The sequence below is a fragment of the Bacteroides sp. RTP21281st1_H5_RTP21281_210402 genome, from assembly GCF_040918965.1.
Taxonomy (GTDB): Bacteria; Bacteroidota; Bacteroidia; order Bacteroidales; family Bacteroidaceae; genus Bacteroides; species Bacteroides congonensis.
The window spans coordinates 79,548-99,853 of record NZ_JBCOWR010000016.1 but is presented as its reverse complement, the minus strand read 5'-3'; the positions used below and the strand labels follow the sequence as shown (position 1 = coordinate 99,853).

At 44.9% G+C, this 20,306-nt stretch carries 12 protein-coding genes; 4 read left to right on the top strand and 8 right to left on the bottom strand.

The window, feature by feature from the left end; genetic code table 11:
* Together AB5443_RS20235 and AB5443_RS20230 are read right to left on the bottom strand one after the other, a co-directional pair.
* A partial coding sequence (locus tag AB5443_RS20235; RefSeq protein WP_368119630.1) for a TonB-dependent receptor plug domain-containing protein occupies positions 1-823 on the bottom strand: 823 nt, incomplete at its 3' end.
* 297 nt (positions 824-1,120) lie between these two features.
* Positions 1,121-2,158, bottom strand: coding sequence for a LacI family DNA-binding transcriptional regulator (locus AB5443_RS20230; RefSeq protein ID WP_277134898.1), 1,038 nt, complete (start codon positions 2,156-2,158; stop codon positions 1,121-1,123).
* Between the two features lie 211 nt (positions 2,159-2,369).
* On the opposite strand from AB5443_RS20230, the gene AB5443_RS20225 reads away from it, so the two are divergent.
* The 3 genes from AB5443_RS20225 to AB5443_RS20215 all read left to right on the top strand — a co-directional run bounded on the left by AB5443_RS20225 (position 2,370) and on the right by AB5443_RS20215 (position 6,532).
* Entirely contained in the window at positions 2,370-4,058 is a 1,689-nt protein-coding gene (locus tag AB5443_RS20225) for a sodium:solute symporter family protein (RefSeq protein WP_277134897.1), read from the top strand.
* Between the two features lie 97 nt (positions 4,059-4,155).
* Positions 4,156-5,715, top strand: a complete 1,560-nt coding sequence (locus AB5443_RS20220) for an ATP-binding protein (protein WP_277134895.1) — start codon at positions 4,156-4,158, stop codon at positions 5,713-5,715.
* A 214-nt stretch (positions 5,716-5,929) separates the two neighbouring features.
* Positions 5,930-6,532: a DNA-binding protein gene (locus AB5443_RS20215; protein ID WP_044654245.1), complete on the top strand. Its 603-nt coding sequence runs from the start codon at positions 5,930-5,932 to the stop codon at positions 6,530-6,532.
* Between the two features lie 52 nt (positions 6,533-6,584).
* Here AB5443_RS20215 and AB5443_RS20210 read toward each other — a convergent pair whose 3' ends face one another.
* From AB5443_RS20210 to AB5443_RS20185, 6 genes are read right to left on the bottom strand one after another with little or no spacing between them, the layout of a single operon-like run.
* Entirely contained in the window at positions 6,585-8,297 is a 1,713-nt protein-coding gene (locus AB5443_RS20210; protein ID WP_277134894.1) for a glycoside hydrolase domain-containing protein, read from the bottom strand.
* A gap of 10 nt (positions 8,298-8,307) precedes the next feature.
* A complete protein-coding gene (locus tag AB5443_RS20205) occupies positions 8,308-10,215 on the bottom strand; it encodes a glycoside hydrolase domain-containing protein (protein WP_277134893.1) in 1,908 nt (635 codons plus the stop codon).
* 17 nt (positions 10,216-10,232) lie between these two features.
* On the bottom strand, positions 10,233-11,672 hold the full coding sequence (locus tag AB5443_RS20200) for a RagB/SusD family nutrient uptake outer membrane protein (RefSeq protein ID WP_277134892.1): 1,440 nt from the start codon (positions 11,670-11,672) through the stop codon (positions 10,233-10,235).
* A 49-nt stretch (positions 11,673-11,721) separates the two neighbouring features.
* Positions 11,722-12,558: a hypothetical protein gene (locus AB5443_RS20195; protein WP_277134891.1), complete on the bottom strand. Its 837-nt coding sequence runs from the start codon at positions 12,556-12,558 to the stop codon at positions 11,722-11,724.
* Positions 12,559-12,566: 8 nt separating this feature from the next.
* Positions 12,567-14,753 carry a SusC/RagA family TonB-linked outer membrane protein gene (locus AB5443_RS20190; protein ID WP_277134889.1) on the bottom strand — a complete coding sequence of 729 codons (2,187 nt, stop codon included), beginning with the start codon at positions 14,751-14,753 and terminating at the stop codon, positions 12,567-12,569.
* 26 nt (positions 14,754-14,779) lie between these two features.
* The gene (locus AB5443_RS20185; RefSeq protein ID WP_277134888.1) at positions 14,780-15,850 is read right to left on the bottom strand and encodes an Ig-like domain-containing protein; all 1,071 of its coding nucleotides are present in this window, start codon (positions 15,848-15,850) and stop codon (positions 14,780-14,782) included.
* A 248-nt stretch (positions 15,851-16,098) separates the two neighbouring features.
* On the opposite strand from AB5443_RS20185, the gene AB5443_RS20180 reads away from it, so the two are divergent.
* Positions 16,099-20,193: a hybrid sensor histidine kinase/response regulator transcription factor gene (locus AB5443_RS20180; RefSeq protein WP_277134887.1), complete on the top strand. Its 4,095-nt coding sequence runs from the start codon at positions 16,099-16,101 to the stop codon at positions 20,191-20,193.
* Positions 20,194-20,306 lie beyond the last annotated feature (113 nt).

Sequence of the window (20,306 nt, the reverse complement as noted above, 5' to 3'; positions counted from 1 at the left end):
GCTGTACACCTACCCAGCCACTGTATGTCACGGTAGGCGAACTGACCTTTCCTTTCTTTGTAGTCACCAGAATTACCCCATTCGCACCTCTCGCACCATAGATAGCCGTAGCCGACGCGTCTTTCAAAATTTCAATAGATTCGATTTCTTCGGGGTTCAGCATATTTCCCACCGCCATTTCCAGCGGAAAGCCGTCCACTACATATAATGGGGAATTATCCTGAGTCACCGAGTTATTACCACGGATGACAATCTGCAAGTCACTGCCCGGCTGTCCGTCGGACGAAGTAACCTGTACACCTGCCACACGCCCTGCAAGACTTTCTTCAAAGTTAAAAACCGGCGCTTTGCGCATATCTTGCACATTCGCCTTCGCGATAGCTCCCGTCAAGTCCTTACGAGGGCCGGAACCATATGCAGTAATCACTACCTCATCCAGCAATTCTGAAACGGCACGCAAGCGGACAGTCAGCTTCTTTCCATCCGCTACCGTTACTGTCTGCTTTTCGTATCCAATAAAAGAAATCTCCAAGTTTATATTATCCCCATCTACCCGGATAGAAAAATTCCCATCCAAGTCACTGATAGTACCCACACTTTTCCCAGCGACCGCCACAGAAGCCCCGATAATAGGCTCTCCTGTTTCAAAATCAATCACCGAGCCAACTACCGTCCGCGTTTTTGCCTGTTGGGCAATCGCCACACTGTTCATTTTTGAAACATCCTCTGCCGAATATACTACAGAAGAAAAGGAAACAGATAAATACACAAGACTACAGCATCTAATGTACCACTTCGCTTTTGAAATAATTGCGTTCTTCATGGTGCAATACTTAATTTCTCGTTAACAATTTAAATGGTATATCTAAGTTTTCAATCTTAGCAACTGGTCTACTCTGGTCTGCTAGACTTTGCAAACATAGCGATTATTTATTAAACTCCAAATAAATTTAAAGAAAAAAGTATAATCATTCTTGCCGGATGCCCTGAGAAGCCCATAAACAAAGGAAAGTACAGTTTTATTTTTTTTCAGAAGCAGAAATAAAGAAAAGCGAGACACACCTCTTTAATATAGAAAAGACTATGTCCCGCAAATAATCCGATACGAGAAAACGAGGTTTCAACTCGTCTTCCTAAGAGAAGATTCCCTGATATTCAGTTTGGCATCCAGAATGATTGACTTCGAAAGCATTTTATCTTCATTATTGATATTATGCTTGATTTGCTCCAGTAATAATTGCGCGGCATTCCGCCCCATCTCAAAAGTAGGCTGCTCCACACTAGTCAGATTGGGTTCCACAATAAATGCCGCTTTCGATTCGGAAAAACCGACTACCGCCATATCCTCCGGTATTCTGATTCTGTTTTTCTGAAGAGTTTTCATCGCCCCTATCGCCACCGGATCGTTCACCGCAAAGATTCCATCCGGCATTTTCTCCATTTCAAGAATCTGGTGAGCCGCCATTATTCCTTTCTCCATCATTATTCCGCAGTCGATAATCAAAGATTCATCAACCGCCAAGCCATACTTCCGCAAGGCATCCATATATCCACTCTTGCGTTTCTGCGCGATAAGCAAATCCTCAGAGCCTGCCAAATGGACAATCCGGCTACACCCCTGCCGGATCAAGTGTTCGACCGCAGCAAAAGCCCACTTATAATCGTCAATAACCACATGGGGGGCATTCAACCCCGCACAAATCCGGTTGAAGAAAACCACCGGAAAATTATTCCGGATCAAATCAGAGAAGTAACTGGTGTTTTCCGATTCCTGAGTAACCGAAATCAGAAAGCCATCCACCATCTGCGCTTCCAATGCCTTCATATTCCGCAATTCATTCTCATGCGATTCATTAGACTGCATTATCAGCACATGATACCCTTCGGGATTCAGCACACTCTGAATGCCCATAATCACTTCAGAGAAGAAAGAATTGACAAATTCAGGGACAATCACTCCGATAAACATGGACTGGCTTTGTTTCAGGCTCAGAGAAATCGGATTCGGCTTATAATTCCACTTTTCCGCAAGCTCCAGAACAGCTTTGCGTGTCTCAGGATTCACATCCCATTTATCACACAAGGCTCTGGAAACAGTAGAAGTCGAAATCTTCAATTCCCTGGCCAAATCCTTGATAGTCACTCTTGGTTTACTCATAAACTGCTCCTCATTCTAAAAAATTTCCCGAATATAATCAAATTCCGGTAATTGGAAGGTTAAAACTCCAAGAGTTTAATTTCGGGAACGTTTGCGGTAACGTTCCCGATGATTTATATTCCGAATTGCTTGTTTATCTGTAGAATCGAAAATATATTTGCTGCCGGCTTAGATGTTTTTCAAGCCTGTTTTGTTAACTAAATCATTTGATATGACTACTCTTGACATCATTACTATCGTACTATTTTCCCTTGGAGTTGTTTTAGTCGGACTGGCTTTCTCCAGAAAAGGTAAAAGTATGCAATCTTTCTTCGCCGCCAACGGAACCATGCCGTGGTACATGAGCGGCCTCTCACTGTTTATGGGATTTTTCTCTGCCGGCACATTCGTCGTATGGGGTTCTATTGCTTATTCCATGGGCTGGGTGTCAATCACTATCCAATGGACAATGGCAGTTGCCGGTTTCATTGTAGGGTTACTCATCGCACCCAAATGGCATAAAACGGGAGCACTCACAGCAGCAGAATACATACATAAGAGACTGGGCAAGTCGACGCAGAAGATATATACCTACCTGTTCTTGTTTATCTCCGTGTTTCTTACCGCTTCTTTCCTCTATCCGGTAGCCAAAATATTAGAGGTTTCCACCGGACTGCCTTTAAATACCTGCATTTTATTATTAGGCGGGCTATGCATTTTGTATGTGTCCGCAGGCGGATTATGGGCAGTAATCTCGACGGACGTACTTCAGTTCGTCATCCTAACAGCGGCGGTTATCATCGTGGTTCCTTTATCTTTCGATAAAATCGACGGAGTCACTGCCTTGATAGAGCAGGTGCCCGACACATTCTATAATCTTCTGAACGATGAATATACGTTCGGCTTCCTGATAGCATTCGGTATCTACAACACTATATTCCTGGGTGGAAACTGGGCATACGTACAGCGATATACCTGTGTCAAGACGCAGAAGGACTCCCGGAAAGTAGGTTACCTGTTCGGAGCTTTATACATAATCAGTCCGGTGTTATGGATGCTCCCGCCAATGGTTTACAGAGTATATGACCCTTCGCTCTCATTGCTTGAAGCAGAAGGCGCATATCTGATGATGTGCAAGGAAGTACTTCCCAACGGACTTTTGGGCTTAATGATCGGCGGCATGATTTTCGCGACCACCAGTGCGCTGAATTCAAAGTTGAACATTGCTTCAGGGGTCATCACCAATGATATATTCAGAAACCTGAGACCGAAAAGTTCCGACCGTACCCTTATGTACGTTGCGAGGATTTCGACTATTCTCTTCGGGGTATTCAGCATATTGATAGCTATGCTCATTCCTAAAATGGGGGGAGTCGTCAACGTTGTTATCAGCCTAGCGGCATTGACAGGTGTCCCTTTATATCTGCCCATCGTCTGGACACTCTTTTCTAAAAGGCAGACCGCAGTCTCTAATATCACTACCACTTTACTAAGTCTGGCTGTCAATGGTTTATTCAAATTCATCACTCCGTCAATGGGCTTCTCCCTCAATCGTGCCGAGGAAATGATTCTCGGAGTTACTTTCCCAATCCTATGCCTGGCTATTTTTGAGGTATATTATAAAGCAAAGAACAAGGAATCGGAAAGGTATCAATCTTACTTAATATGGAATAAGGAGAACAATGCCCGGAAGTTGAAAGAAATCAAAGAAAATGAATCGGCAGAGAAAGCGGGCAATAATTTCAGCAAACGGGTAATCGGTTATGGTATCTTCGCTTCCGGAGCCGGCATTGCCATATTGGGTGGCATGGCAGATAACGGACAGCAACTTATCATCACAACGGGTGTCGTTTTTGCCTTGCTCGGGTTAGTGATGACAAGAAACCCAAAATCATTCATAAAAAGGGGAACTCCTGAATAAATCCATTCCATGTAAAAGAAAATACAGGCTGATATATTCATATTCTCATTTAATGCTTATCTTTGTCTATATTTCATTTACAAAACAGCCGTATATCATGGAAATGAATTTCAGAAGATACCCGATAGGAATACAAAATTTCGAACAGTTGCGTACTGACAATTACGTATATGTAGATAAAACGCCCTTAGTTTATAAATTGGCGAATACCAATACGACTTATTTTCTGAGCCGCCCCCGACGTTTTGGAAAAAGTCTGTTGGTATCCACACTCGAGGCATATTTTCAGGGAAAGAAAGAATTGTTCACCGGGCTGGCAATGGAAACTCTGGAAAAGGAATGGACAGTGTATCCGGTGTTGCATATAGATTTCAGTATAAGCAAATATGTAGTTGCCAGCAGTTTATGTGCATATCTTCATTATCAATTGGCCCTGTGGGAAAAAGTCTATGGAAAATCTGAAGATGAAGGAACATTCAGTCTTCGCTTCGGTGGCGTCATCCGCCGTGCTTATGAACAGACAGGAAAGCGGGTTGTGATATTGATTGACGAATACGATTCACCGATGCTGGACAGCAACAATAACGAAGAAGTTCAATCGGAAATCCGGAATATTATGCGGGACTTTTTCAGCCCTCTCAAAAGTCAAGGGCAATATTTACGCTTCCTATTCTTAACGGGTATCAGTAAATTCAGCCAAATGAGTATTTTCAGCGAACTGAATAATCTGCAAAATATCAGTATGTGGGATGAATATAGTGCGATTTGCGGCATCACAGAAGAAGAATTGCGTTCTCAAATGCAAATTGATATCGAACAGATAGCACAGGCTAACAGCGAAACATATGAAGAAGCCTGCGCGCATTTAAAACAACAATATGACGGTTATCATTTCAGTAAGAATTGCGCAGACATTTACAATCCTTTTAGTTTAATCAATGCATTTACTCAGAAGAGTTATGAGAATTTCTGGTTCTCAACCGGAACCCCTACATTCCTGATAGACCTTCTGCAAGAAAGCGACTTTGATATACGCGATTTGGATGCCACTACTGCCACAGCGGAACAGTTTGACGCCCCCAGTAATAGAATTACCGACCCGCTTCCGGTGCTCTACCAGAGCGGTTATCTCACCATAAAAGGTTACGACCCGAATTTTCAAGCCTATACATTGGGATATCCCAACAAAGAGGTAAGGAAAGGGTTTATCGAATCTCTCATGCCTGCCTATGTACATTTGCCTGCACGCGAAAATACATTCTATGTCATATCGTTTATCAAAGACTTACGTGCCGGGAAATTGAACGAATGCTTGGAAAGGATGAAATCTTTCTTCGCTTCCATCCCTAACAAACTAAACAATAAAGAAGAGAAACATTATCAGACTATCTTCTATCTGTTTTTCCGCTTGATGGGACAATATATAGATGTGGAAGTAGACACAGCTATCGGTAGAGCCGATGCAGTCGTCAAGATGCAAGATGCCATTTACGTCTTTGAATTCAAGGTGGACGGCACACCGGAAGAGGCGTTGGCACAGATTAACAGTAAGGGGTATGCCATTCCTTATCAGACAGGGAGTTTGAAAATAATAAAGATAGGCGTGAACTTCGACAGTGCAACAAGAACCATAGGCGACTGGAAGATTGAAGAATAATATTCTTGTTTGATGCACCAATCAGTTTCTTTCTCCGAAAAAAGTAATAACTTTGAGTGCATAAACTAATCCGTCCGGCTATAGGCAACCTTTCGTCCGCCTATAGGCAAACGCAAGATTACCTATAGGCGAATTTTCGTATGACTATAGGCGGACGAATTAGTCTATGAAGAAAGAAGAATTATTTATAGAACAAAAAAGAACAAATGTAGCTATGAGCGTCTATTACGATTTATACACAAGCGGAAATCCGCAAAAACACGATGAACAGCAACCACTTTACGCGCGGGTCATTCCCTCAGGAACCATCGACGCCAAGAAGTTTGTCGAAATGGTATCAAAAGCAAACGGGTTCAGCGAGGCAACCATAGAAGGCTGTCTGCAAGCAGTCACGAATGAACTGCAACATTGGCTCTCCCAAGGTTGGACAGTAGAAGTAGGCGAACTAGGACATTTCTCCTTATCACTGAAATGTGAACGTCCGGTAATGGAGAAAAAGGAAATCCGTTCTCCTTCTATCCATTTAAATAAGGTAAACTTACGTATCAACAAAAAGTTCCGCGAAAGTCTGGAGCCTTTACAACTGGAACGTATGGAATCACCTTATCGGTCTAATAATAATCTTACCGAAAATGAATGCCGTACACGATTGATACAACATATAAACGAACAAGGTTGCATCACCCGCTCCGATTTCATGAGATTAACAGGAATCAGCCGGAACAAGGCTATCGAATTACTCAAAGAGTATCAGGAAGAGGGAATTATCCGGAAATATGGCGGTGGCAAGACAGTGGTATATCTGAAAATACAATAATTTTGCAGCCACTATTCACTAGCGGCTGCAAAATATCAAATGCATTTTTTCATCAATTTGCTGAGATTTGTTTAAGGATATGTTGTGTGTTAAGTATTGTCTTTTCTGCTGTCCGGCCACTGGCTATATCTACGCTCTTTAGCGCAGCATCCAAAGCCGGAGCAGATACTATTTTAATTTTCTCATAATCCTGGATACCTTCGCGAAGCATCTCAAAACGTATACTGGCTACCGCCTTGCTTGATGCCGTGTTATCCGTACGGTATATCATATGGAAATCTCCGGCAGTATTGGTTCCATCCTGTATATTCAGGGGGTCAGGATTCTGCCAATAATCAAAAGCCCACCGGAGATAACCATTCAATCCTTTTGACGCGGCATACCATGACATCCAGACCATTTCTGCCGAAGATGTCTCCTTGGATACATAATTGTTAGGAAACATTTGCGAACAACTGGTGTAGAAAGTTGAAACCGGATTGGTGGAAGCTCTCTCATACCCCAGAAGCGTACAATAGTCATAGAGCTCATCCTCAATATCGGCAGCAATACGGCTTCCTGCCAGCCCTATTTTCCAATCCGAACCATTTTGCCTGATAAGATTCACCACTTTCCGGGTTTCTTCGTCACGCGCTTCATCAAGGAATAAAACGGTTTTATCAAACCAGCCTTTAGCAGTCAGATGTGCACGGAATGAGGTGAGAAATGCTGTCCAGACTTCATTATATTCATCCGTTCCTATCGGCAGTTCTTTGGTCTTGTAACTCAAAGTCGTTCTATCAAAATACCCTATTGAGTTGTTCCAACCTACTAAAGAAAAACAGTCTATCTGCTTGTTAATCCCTAAAGAGAACATGAATTCCACGAACTTGTCAAAATTGGCATAGTCAAAGCTCCACGTATTATCCTCATTCAAGCTCCAGTTGACCATCGTCTGCCCTCCCAAAAACGCCCCGTCTTTGATATAGGTCGTGACAGCCTTTTGACCGGCATCCGCCAGCATCTTATAGAACGAAGACATCAGAGATTCGTAAGCCGGAGAAAAAGGTTCTACCTCGTTGCCGTTCTTCCCGCATAAAGTAACCAACTGAAAAGGGAACTGCCATATATCCAGGTGATACGTCCAGTCTTTGACATCGGGCAAAGTGTGGTCTGTCACAAGAAGCTGAATATTGAAAGACAGTTTTTCTCCTGTTTCCTCCTGTTTCACGTCAATGCTTCCTTCATATAAGCCGGGCGAGGTATTCTTAGGGACATCAATCGTCACCCACACCTTTGTCGGGTCGGTTGAAGAAATTTGAGTCACCTGCTGTTCCGACAGCGCATCGGCAATGTATGCCGACTGGCGTGAAGTCTGCATACCGCAATCCAAAGCTTTTGTATCCCCCAATACATAGGTAGGGAATCGCAAACGGATATTTGAAGAAGATAACGTCTGTGCACCGCACTTCAAGTCATTCACCTGATAGCTTATCCCTTTCATATTCGTTTCCGCCCAGAGAATAAGTTGGGTATGCACACGCTCGTTTCTCCAGACCGTATCCCGCCATTGAGTCACAATCTTGTCAGGAAAACTCTGACCCTCATGTTTATCTCTCTGCGCATATCGCTTATATTTACTTTCAAAAGAGCCTTTCATGTTTTGAGGCGCTTCCACAGGCGGTTGTCCTCCACCTATGTCCGGAGCATCTTTTTCGTCACCACCGCAGCCCGGAAATGCGAGCAGCAAACAGAACATTGCAGTTAATATCATATGTTGTTTCATTTCAGTTATTTTAGTATTGAACAAGCAGTTTCCTGGCATTCTCAAAATCCGTAACAGCTTTTTGCCGTCCGTCCCGGTTTCTCACAGCCATGTCAATCGCTTCTTTTTTCTGTTTCGAGTCCACTATCTTGAGCAATTCAAAGTCTTCGATACCTTCTTTCAGCAATTCCCAACGAATGGAGCTGACAGGGCCGTTTTCTCCCGGATAAATATAATAATCATCCCCCTGAATAAAATTGAAAACTGGTTTGTTGTACGGCTCCTTATCAGACCAGCTGTTATATGCCCACCGCAGATATCCGTCGAGTCCGTAATGCGCCGCCAGCCAAGGTATCATCCTTGCCTCGATAGCAGGAGAATAGGTCAACGTATTCGGATGCGCAGGGTCGCCGCACAAATAAAAGTTCGTAATCTTATTCGGGTCTTTTTTCCTTTCCTGCAACCAGGTAGAGATTTCATCACCCGCAGTCAGTTCTTCGGGCAAGAAGGAGTAGAACAGCGAAAATGACTTTGCCAATGAAGAAGCCTCTTTCCTGCCTGCTATTGAAAATTGCTGCAGGAATACAGGCGCGCTATCACCCACTATATCCAAAATCGACTCGATCACCTCATGCGGACTTTCATCAAAGCTCAGATAAGTTTTACTTAGCCAGCCCTTTGAAGTCAGATGAGTTTCGAAGTCGCGCAAGAAAGATTTCCATACTTCTTTATATTCAGGAGCAAACTGGTCGTAATACAATGTATCCGAAGCGTTCGTCTCCTTATGACGGTAAACAATCTCGCGACGATCCGTCTTATGATTGAAAGGAGATAACGAAAACGCGTCAATACGCCGGTCAATCCCATGCTTGAAACAGGCCTCTACAAAGCGGTCGAAGACCGTATAATCAAAACTCCATTTTCCCGAACCGTCCAATAGCCAGGTAATCATGGCGGGATAGCCCATATAAGTCTGCGGACGCTGGCTGCCCGCCAGCCAGTCTACTTTCCAGGGATAAGGCACGATAGTGGTCGTGATGGTTTTCGCCCCTCTTGACGCTAAATCTTCCAGATATGGGTCTATCAGCTTCCAGTGTTCTTCGGACCATGCTTCCACTCCCTTCTCCACGGCTACCGCATTGGGATTGAACCACAAATCCAGGAAGAAACTATAATTTTCGGGTGCCGGCAATACTGGTTCCAGCACATTCACAGCCAGATTAAGGGCTACTTCCTGATACTGATCCGTATGGATCACAAGCTTCCCACGATAAATATCGGGAATGGCGGATTCCGGTATTTCTACCGTGAACCAGACAGGCTGCGCCCTGTAAGCAGGCACATCCACCACCGACAATTCCATCAAAGGGTCGGCAACGACATCCGGCGCCCCTGTCCCACTCACTTCCTGACCATAGACATCTTCCTGACGGGCAGTCCACGTATATTCGCTACGGGCGCGCTCCACAGGTACATAACGGACATACCTGACTTTCACACAACCGGCATCCAGCGTATCCCCCTTTTCCGAAATTAAATCTTCCACCCTGACAGAAAGTCCGGTGAGTTCGTGAACCGCCGCAACCGAGAGTTGAAAAGACTGCTGCTCGTTACGCACGCCCGTAATTGAATGAATGGCTGAAAAATCAACAGGCAGGATATCAAACGGCGAAGGCTGCTTGTCATTCTCATGCTTGGGCGCAGGAAATCTGGGAACCCGTATCAATGACGATGTCGCAAGCTCCCCGGTAGGTATCCATACATTCAATGAATCCGAGGGCAAGGCCGACTCCACCGTCACTTTCAACCATTCGGGAATTTCGGTGACAGGGTCCATTACCTGATTACGGACTGTTCCTCCTGACTGCGCCTGTCCGCAGCCACATAGAGCAGCGGACATACAAAGCGCATATATACTTAAACTAATACTATTTTTCATCTATTCAATAACTTTGATTAATACTCATTCTGGTCGAGAATACCCGGGATTATTTCCGTACCCGGTTTGGGCAGCAACCGGGCAGTTTCTTTCACATTCGGCAAGCGTTCCGCATTGGCCGTGACTACCATTTCTCTTCTGACAAGGTCATGCCACCTGTCCCCTTCGCAAGCAAACTCCCATGCCCTTTCCTCCAGGACTGCCCTGTCAAATTCATTTTGGGATGTCCGGAGTGTATATGGGGAACTTTCACCCCGTCCCCGGCTATATACCCTGTCGAATGCATCCAACGCTGCCTGATCCGGACCATTATTCACATAGTTAGCCGCTTCCGCATAAATCAACAAAACATCGGCGAAACGCAACATCGGACGGAAACCTTCACTGGAAGTACTCACCCGGCGACCACCGTCACGATATTTGGCTATAAAAGGTTCGACACCCGCTTCCGTAAAAGTCGTACCGTCGGCAAATACGGAAGTGAAAGTGGCATCTTTTCGGGGACCTTCGGGAAAAGCGTCGAAGAAGCGGGTTTCACTGAAATAGTCTCCCCATCCGCCTTCGCCGTTACCAAAGTATCTTGTAGCCAAATCCATGTGGCTTCCAGCCACTCCGTCTTCTGCAACCGAACCGTAGAAAGTGAAAATAAACTCTTTTGACTTCAGCTTATTAGCCTGTTTCCACAAATCGGCGAAATCTTCTTCCAGGTCATATCCATACTTTTCATCCATCACTTCCGCAGCCTTGTCTCTGGCCAACACGTAATAAGACTTATCATTCAATGGCCAGCCGGTCATGGTCAAATACACTTTAGCCATTAGAGTCTTTGCCGCTCCCCTTGTCGGTCTGCCTTTTTCCGCAAATGAAAGAGGCAGTTTGACTTCAGCTATCGACAGGTCTTCAAGAATGGCGTCATACACTTCGGCTACACTCGACTGTCTTACGGTTTCAATATTATTCTGATTCTCATAAGTCGTCACCTGCACAGAACCGAAAAAGCGAACCAGATAAAAATAGGTGAAAGCACGCAGGAACCTTGCCTGTCCTTCAAGCGCATCCAGTTTTTCCGCCGGAACGTCTCTGGCATTCTGAAGTTTGCTAATCAACGTATTGGCATTGGAAACCGCCTGATAGCATTTCATCCAGAAATCGTGAATGACAAGTTCACGGTCGTTGGGAACCAACCGGTCGAAATTTTTAAACAGGTCTGCGTCGGAACGAATATCCTCTGCCCCGGACGCCAGGATGAGGTCATATCCATAATCAAATCCCGACCAGTCGGAGTAAAGGGCTTTGATAATACCCGTCAAGGCGGCGTTATACTCGCTTTCCGAGGTATAAAAGTTTTGTGGCGACAAGTCTGACGGCGGATTCTCGTCCAAATCCACGCACGAAACGATCAAGGGCATTGTCAGGCACAACAGGGAAAGTCGTGCAATGTTTTTTATAAGTTTCATAATGTATATCTTTTTGATTATCATTCTTTAATTCTTTTTGCCAACACTATCAGAAAGTAATATCCAGACCGATTGCATACTGTTTCTGCGAAGGATAGGAAGCCATGTCAAATCCGGTAAACGGTCCCGAGTTATTGCCGGAAGCAATGCTGGAAGCATTATTGGCTTCGGGGTCAAATCCCGAATAGCTGGTGAAAGTCAACAGGTTCGTCCCGGTCACATATACTTTCACTGCGTTTATCTTGAATTTCTTCAGGAATTTGGAAGGTAGATTATAGCCGAAAGTGATGTTTTTCACCCGGAGATACGATCCGTTCTCTACCCACTGGCTGGAGTTCCGCTGATTTCCAAGTACATCGTGCCCCGCAACGTTCGTATTTTCATTTTCAGGCGTCCAGCGGTTCAGAAGGTTTCTGCCGACTCCGTCCGCGCCTCCCTCCAACATAAACTTTCCAAGGTTCACGATATCATTTCCCTGCACCCCGACAATCAGTACATTCAGGAACAGGTCTTTATAACGGAAGCTATTACTCCAGCTATACGTGAAGTCCGGCAGTGTTTTAGCAATTGTCACCATATCCTCACTATCTATCACTCCGTTATTATCCTTGTCGAAATATTTCGGAGAGCCGGGAGTGACTCCATACGCACCTGCCAGAATCTTCTCATCGCTTTTCCATACTCCGTCATACCTGAAACCTTTTACCAGACCGATAGGCTGCCCCACTTCCAAGCGGACTGCATCCGAGAATCCGGGCATACCGGCTCCTCCAAGAATCATTTCGTCCACTCCTTCATTGAGTGCCAGCACTTCACTACGGTTGGCGGCATAAGTCAGGTTGGTAGTCCACTCGAAGTTCTTCGTCCGTACAGGTGTTCCGCCCACAACCAACTCTATTCCCTGATTGCGGATTTTCCGGCGTTCACCAGTTGAGTGGCTTGTCCGGAAGCCATTTTCAGTTGTTTTTCAAACAACAAGTCCGAAGTTATCTTCCGGTAGGCATCGGCAGTGAGGTTGAGCCTGCCCTTAAATAAGGAAAGGTCGATACCTGCATTCCACTGTTTGGTAGTTTCCCATTTCAAATTCGGATTTCCCGCCAAAGTAGACAATGAAACGCCTTGGTGAAGTTTCTCACCGTCAAATGCATAAGCCGCTTTAGAACCTGTCACCAACAAGTCCAATGACTGATAAGGGGAAATAGCCTGATTGCCGACCACTCCGTAACTCAATCTCAACTTCAGATTATCTATGACGGAGACATTTTTCAAGAATTCCTCGTTTGAAATATTCCATGCCAGTCCGGCGGAAGGGAAATACCCCCATTTATTGTTCTTCGCAAATACCGACGAACCGTCTGCACGCATTGTCACCGTAGCCGAGTAACGGTCGGAATACGTATAACTGATTCGTCCCATATAGGATAAGAGCGTCTGGTCGGCCCTGTAAGAACCGGGCTGAATGGTTTCATTTCCGAGTCCCAGGTTATTATATAATTTCTCGTTCGTGAAGAAGCCTTTGGAAGAAGCATAGCTGGAAGTCGATTTAGATAATTGCTGTTCCAGAACCGCAGTGGCAATCAGATGGTGTTTGCCTGCAAAGGTATGGTCGTAGGTCAGCATATTCGTATTCTGGAATTGCATCCACTTATCATTACTTATGCTGGCTGTGCGTGTCGATTCGTCTCCATTAATCACTTTTTCGGTGTAATACCAGTCACTCTCCCCGTCTGTCATCTGCCAGGAGACGGACGACTGGAATTTGAGGTCTTTGAATAACTGGACGACGATTTCAGGATTAATGATATTCATTTTCTGGCGATATACATTCGTCTGTTCATTGGCAAGCGCCACCGGATTATATTCCGTATTCGAGCCGTAACCACCTCCCGGCTGCGAATAAGTGCCGTCACTCTCATACACGGGTCTTGTCGGCGCAAAGTTCAGAGCGGCATAGATAGGGCTTCCGTAAGCATCCCGCGCATTCTGAACCGTCGGATTATCTTTAGACGAAGAAAAGAAAGTATTCAGGTTCAGTTTGATTCTTTTGTTCAGGTCGATAGAGAGATTCGAGCGCAGCGACATTTTCTGGAATTTCGAGTTGATGACAATTCCCTTGGCTCCCAGGTAATCTCCCGCAATATTATAAGAGATAATCCCCGACTTCCCGCTGATACTAAGATGATGATTCTGCGTCATCCCGGTTCTGAATATCTCATCCTGCCAGTCGGTGCTGTTATTTTCAAAAACAGACACGTCGTCAAATACGGCAGGCAGTTTTCTCGCTTCCCTGTTCGTATTAATATATTGCGCATATTCCGAAGCGTTCATTATATCCAGCTTTTTGCGTACTTGCTGAAGGGCGCCGAATACATTGTAAGTGATAACCGGCTTTTGGCTGCCGCCCTTTTTAGTCGTAATCAGAATAACCCCACCAGCTCCCCGCGAGCCATAAATGGCAGTGGCTGAGGCATCTTTCAGAATCTCAATAGACTCGATATCATTGGGGTGCACGTTCGACATCGAGCCGCCCTGCATTCCATCGATGATAACCAGCGGGTCACTTGCGGCATTGATTGAATTTACCCCACGAATCCGGATGGAGATACTGGAATTGGGAGAGGCATCATTATTGACTACCTGCACTCCGGCTATTTGCCCCTGAAGCGCCTCATCGGTACGCGTGAAGGCTGCGTTCCGTATGTTTTCCGATTTGACGGAACTTACCGAACCGGTAATATCACTTTTTTTCTGGATACCATAGCCCACAACGACCACCTCATCCAGCAAAGCGACATCTTCTTCCAGCAAAATATCCATATTCGTCCGGCTACCCACCGGTATCTCCTGTGTCTTATAGCCTATAAAGCTGGCTACAAGTATATCTCCGGACTTCACATGGATAGAGAAGTTACCGTCCAAATCGGTGATTCCGCCTGTCAGCGTCCCTTTTATTGCAACAGATACCCCCGGAAGCGGCTGCTTATCGGCTTTCGACCGTATCGTACCTTTTAATGTCTGCTGTGCAAAGGCCGAAAAAGAAACAATCAGCCCAAGCATGATTAATAATACTATTTTCTTCATATCTTTCATATTATCCGATTATTAGTTTAGTCCGTAATCTCCACGTCAAAGTCCTTGACGGTACCAAATCTCACGCTGCCGCACGGTTCGAAAACAGAAAGGTCGACACCCCATGAGTCCACAGTAGCCGCACGCATACGTACCACACCAAGTGATGCATCTGCCGGAACATGCACGGATATGCTATACGGCCCATCGTTTGTTCCTTCAAACTCGCCGAACACTGCAATACGTTCTCCGTCATTCGTGAAATTCCTGTCACCGTTCCAGTCTATCCACACAGCACTGCATGACCAGTTGTTCGATTGTACCAGATGAAGGGTAAAGTCACTGCCTCTCTTCACGACAAGGCGGTCTTCGGGATAGTACTTATAATTATTAGTCGGTACGGCAGTATTCACGTGTGACAGATTTTGCGCAGCTCCCTCGGTGCGTACTTCATCCGGGCAATAGTCGCCATAACCTGTTATCGTACAATATTCTTTGCCGAACACCGGCGGATTGCCGCTTACAAATACTTCGACGGACGCGCTTCGTCCACCTTCCACCGTAGTGGCTGTTATGATGGAAGAACCTCGCGAGAGCGCTGTCACCACGCCATTATCGACACTGGCTACTTCGGGGTCGCTCGAAGTCCAGGTCAAATCCTGAATAGACGCGTCCGCCGGTGTGAAAAGAACATCATACCGTATTTTCCCCGGAGCTATGGGAACCTCAGGCGACAACCTTATTCCCGTCACTTTCACAATCACCCTGACCGGAAGCGACTGTTTCACTTTTCCGTCCGCAGTAGAGGCGGTTACGGTAGTGGTTCCCACCTTCAGCCCGATAATGCCCGATACCAATCCCTGTTCATTGGATTGCACCTGCGCTATCTCAGGATTAGCCGATTCCCATCTCAGCTTATCCGTCATATCGTCTGGAGACGCAACAGCTACAACAGACTGTATTTCATCAATACCTATCAATATATCCGACGTATTTAACGTAAAACTTTCGAGCGCAATGTTCTGCTCTTCCTCTTTACAGCCGTACTGCAACAAAGAAGCTGCAAGTAACAAAAAATAAAGGATTTTTTTGTAAACCAATTTTCTCATAAGCATTTTGATTTTTAATTATTATTCAGTTAACTAAGAAAATGACCGCCGTTGTGTGATTTCGATTCGCAAAATACGGCAATAGTGGGCTATAAAGGGGATACAAATTCGTAAAATAGGTGCTGTAAATTCGTAAACAAGGGATTTCGGTGGATATTCGAGCAAATAAAAACAGGAAGTTCTGAAAAAATATTGTAGTTTTGCTATCATCATTCCTTAAAAAGAAAATCCGATAATAGATGATTCTTATGAAAAACAACACACTGTTTACAGGAATCCTGCTCCTGTTCTTCCTTACACTGACAAACGCCCAAGCGCAACTCCGGCATACCGAGTTTCTAAACATAGGTGTCGAGAACGGTCTTTCGCACAGCAGTGTCACCTGCATTGCCCAGGACAGCATCGGATTTATCTGGGTGGGAACCAAGCACGGATTAAACAGGTATGACGGAACTAACTTCAAAGTCTACTCCCAACACCAACCTTATCAAATAGGAAACGATATTTCCGTTCTGAACATTGACAGCCGGAACCGTCTTTGGGTAGGGACTAACGGCGACGGTCTTTTCCTCTACAATCCTCTCAACGATACCTTCCAGCCCATATCCCTGGACTCCTCTCCCGGTAGAAGCAATCACTACATGGAAATCCACGCACTGTATGAAGATAAGGACGGGATTATGTGGATTGCCACCGAAAAGGGGCTTTACTCGTATGATGCATCCGGTAAGTCCGGACATTACCAACTGAAAGAGGACAAATCCGATTCATCAAACAAGAATGATATCAGGGCCATGCTCGAAGCACCTGCCGACCGGATCTGGATTGGCACATTCGGCTCGGGGCTTTATCTTTTCGATAAGAAATCGGGTGAGTTCACGCATTTCGATACAAAGCCATTCGACGGATTAAAGGACAATACCGATTATATCAATACATTATTTACGGACGAAAAAGGGAACTTACTTGTCGGAACCAACGGACAGGGACTGAAATATTTCGATTTCCAACAAAATAGAATTTCAAACTATCTGGCAGGCACTCCGTATGACGACCTGCTCATCGTCAGATGCATCTGGCAGGACAAACTCAACAACCTGTGGATAGGCACCGACGGGCTAGGCATATTGCACATCACAAGAAAGTCCGGACAGCCGCTCGCAATTAAAAACTTCCAGAACAACCATAACGTACACAATTCTCTTTCCTCAAATACGATTAATGTGTTTTTCGAGGACCGGCAATCCAATCTTTGGATAGGCAGCGCGAAAAAAGGTATCAACCTGATAAAAAAGGAAACTACAAATATCGAACAGTATTATAGCGACGGCAAAGGGGAATATAAGATACCTGTCCTTTCTGTTTTTCACGACAAGCACGGACTTTGGATAGGGACTGACGGAGAAGGGCTGACTCTATTAAGACCTCAGCATGAGAAGGCTTCTTACGAGATTTCCCGTTTTTTCTGTAAAGCGACCAACAACGGATATGTAGGCGATTTCATCCAATGTATCAAACCTGCCAATGACGGAAGTCTCTGGATAGCCATTTATGCCCAGGGGCTGCACCGTTTCTATCCGGAAATACAAAATACCCGCGATGAAACAGAAAAGTCCATTCCCCGTCATTTCGTTTTCCACAACAACGTTCAGGACATTCTTGTCTTGCCTTCCGGCGACTTATGGATAGCCACCTGGGGCGGCGGGCTTGTCTATTTCGACACCAAGGTTCAGATGAGTTGGCCATATAAGCACGAACCGGGAAATCCGGCATCACTCGGCGGGGATAATGTGCTGGCATTAAGTCCTGATAGCGACGGATGCTTATGGCTGGCAACGTATGGTGACGGGCTGTCAATGTATAATCCGGTCACCAAGAAATTCAAGAATTACAAAGTTGAAGATTATCCCGGACTAGCCAGTAACTACATTTTCGCCTTGCTGCGTGGAGACGACAACTGTCTATGGCTGGCTACGAAAGAAGGCCCTGTCCGCTTCAATCCCAAGACCTCAGAATTTGAAACGATTCCGATGAATGGGGCTGATATGCAACGCCGTAACACCGTAAGCCTGCTGAAAGACAAAGACGGGAACATCTGGGCAGGCACTCAGAAAGGAATCATGCGTATTCAAAAGGATGATAATAAGGTGAGTTTTATCCCCGGTCTTTATGACAATTTTTGTCTCAAATCCGCTTTTAAAGATGAAGACGGGAAGCTGTACTTCGGCAGTAACGAACGGGTAGTGGCGTTTTATCCTTCCCAAATACAATTTGAGACGCCCGTTCCCACAATGTGTCTCACCGACTTCAAACTGTTCAGCAAGTCTGTAGCCATAAATGCCCGAAGTGTGCTGAAACAACAGATATGTTTTGAGAAGAAAATAGTTCTCAAACATAACCAGACCGTATTTTCCATAGAATATGCCGCTTTGGACTATTCTTTCTCCAGGAATATAAACTATGAGTTCAAGTTGGCCGGCAGGGATGAGGACTGGCAAAGTGTAGGTACTCAGAATACAGTTACTTTCACTAATCTTCCGGCCGGCAAATATACCTTTATGGTACGTCCCGCCGGTGAGCCTTCTTATCAGCAGGCAACACCCGCACAAATTGAAATTCAGGTGCTTCCACCCTTCTGGCTTACTTGGTGGGCTTACCTTATCTATTTATCTCTTATCATAATCACCCTGTATCTATTCCGCAGATATACCTTAAAATGGTCGGAAATCAAAAATGAATTGAAACTTGAGAAATTCAAGCGTGAACAGGAAGAACATATCTACGAACTGAAACAGCATTTTTTTACGAATATCTCACATGACATCCGTACGCCGCTCACTTTGATTGCAGGCTCTATCAACAAACTCTTCAATAGGGAAAACATGGATGCAGCCGAACAGAAATACCTGAAACTGATAAGAACCAATACCAACCGCCTGCTGAACCTCACCGGAGAATTACTGAATTTCAGAAAACTGGAAACGGGAAACGTCACCCTTCGGGTATCCAGGGAAAATCTGGTTGAGTTTGTGCAAGAAATCTACATCAGTTATACCCAGTTTGCCATCAACAAGCATATAGCGTATAAATTCGAATATTCACAACCGGAAATCAGCGTCTGGATAGATAAAGTGCAATTTGAGAGAGCCGTTTGCAACCTCATCTCCAACGCGTTCAAATACACTCCCGAAAAAGGGGAAATTTCAGTGAGAGTCAATTATACCGATGCCGGGGAAGCGACAGTTTCAGTCGCCGACACAGGGGAAGGAATCGAAGCCGAAGAAATCAGCCATATCTTCAATCGTTTCTACCAGGTGGACAAGCAGGCTGAAGGTAACGGTTTCGGCGTAGGATTAGCCATTACACGTGAAATCGTACTGTTACATGGCGGTAATATCCAGGTGAAAAGTACCAGAGGAAAAGGTTCTGAATTTACCATTCATCTCCAACCGGGAAAAAAACATTTAAAAAACGCTGAGTTTATATCATCTCCTTCAAAAGCCGGTATTCTGTCGGAGTATTTCACGGATGACGAGGTAAAGGTATCTCCCGACCGCCTACCGGAACAGGAAGTAAAGGAGTTCTCCGTATTACTGATTGAAGACAATCCCGACATCAGAACTTATCTGACAGACCTGCTATCGCCACAATATTCGATATACGAGGCTTCAAACGGGCAGGAAGGTTTCGAAAGGGCATTGGAGCTTGTTCCCGACATTATTATAAGTGACATTATGATGCCCGTCATGGACGGCATTACTTTTTGCCGAAAACTAAAAAGTGATATGAGAATCAGTCATATTCCTGTTATTCTGTTAACTGCCAGAACCTTGGTCAATTCTATTATCGAGGGATTTGAAACCGGAGCCGATGAATATCTGACCAAGCCATTCAACGAACGTATCCTGTTGACCAGAGTCAACAACTTATTGCAAAACAGGAAAAGAATCAGGGAACAAATTAGTAAGGAAGCGATTATCAATCCGCAGGAGATAAGCCTGACGTCACAGGACAGTATCTTTCTTTCCAAGTTAGTCAGCTATATCGAGGAACATATTGAAGAACCGGAACTAAATATCGCCCAAATGGCAGGTACGATGGCAATGAGCCATTCCAACCTGTATAAAAAGATAAAAGCGCTTACGGGCATGACAGTTATCGGATTCGTGAAGGACTTCCGATTGAAAAGAGCCGCACAACTGCTTGTCCAAAACCAACTGAATATCACCGAAATCGCTTATATGGTAGGTTATTCGGAACGACGCTATTTCAGCGATGATTTCAAAAAGAGATTCGGGCAGAGTCCTAAAGAGTATATGGAGAAGCATAAAATCACGAATTAACATAAGGAAACATAGTGATGTAAGTATAAGAGAACGGATAAATACGTATAGTTCAATTCATTACACCAATATTCACGATTTTATTCACGCACTTCTTCAAAATTACTTGCCTG

Coding starts and splice junctions, on each gene's coding strand:
- AB5443_RS20215 (WP_044654245.1), top strand. CDS start 5,930: ATGAGCGTCTATTACGATTTATACACAAGCGGAAATCCGCAAAAACAC.
- AB5443_RS20220 (WP_277134895.1), top strand. CDS start 4,156: ATGGAAATGAATTTCAGAAGATACCCGATAGGAATACAAAATTTCGAA.
- AB5443_RS20230 (WP_277134898.1), bottom strand. CDS start 2,158: ATGAGTAAACCAAGAGTGACTATCAAGGATTTGGCCAGGGAATTGAAG.
- AB5443_RS20190 (WP_277134889.1), bottom strand. CDS start 14,753: ATGAAGAAAATAGTATTATTAATCATGCTTGGGCTGATTGTTTCTTTT.
- AB5443_RS20200 (WP_277134892.1), bottom strand. CDS start 11,672: ATGAAACTTATAAAAAACATTGCACGACTTTCCCTGTTGTGCCTGACA.
- AB5443_RS20180 (WP_277134887.1), top strand. CDS start 16,099: ATGAAAAACAACACACTGTTTACAGGAATCCTGCTCCTGTTCTTCCTT.
- AB5443_RS20205 (WP_277134893.1), bottom strand. CDS start 10,215: ATGAAAAATAGTATTAGTTTAAGTATATATGCGCTTTGTATGTCCGCT.
- AB5443_RS20225 (WP_277134897.1), top strand. CDS start 2,370: ATGACTACTCTTGACATCATTACTATCGTACTATTTTCCCTTGGAGTT.
- AB5443_RS20210 (WP_277134894.1), bottom strand. CDS start 8,297: ATGAAACAACATATGATATTAACTGCAATGTTCTGTTTGCTGCTCGCA.
- AB5443_RS20185 (WP_277134888.1), bottom strand. CDS start 15,850: ATGAGAAAATTGGTTTACAAAAAAATCCTTTATTTTTTGTTACTTGCA.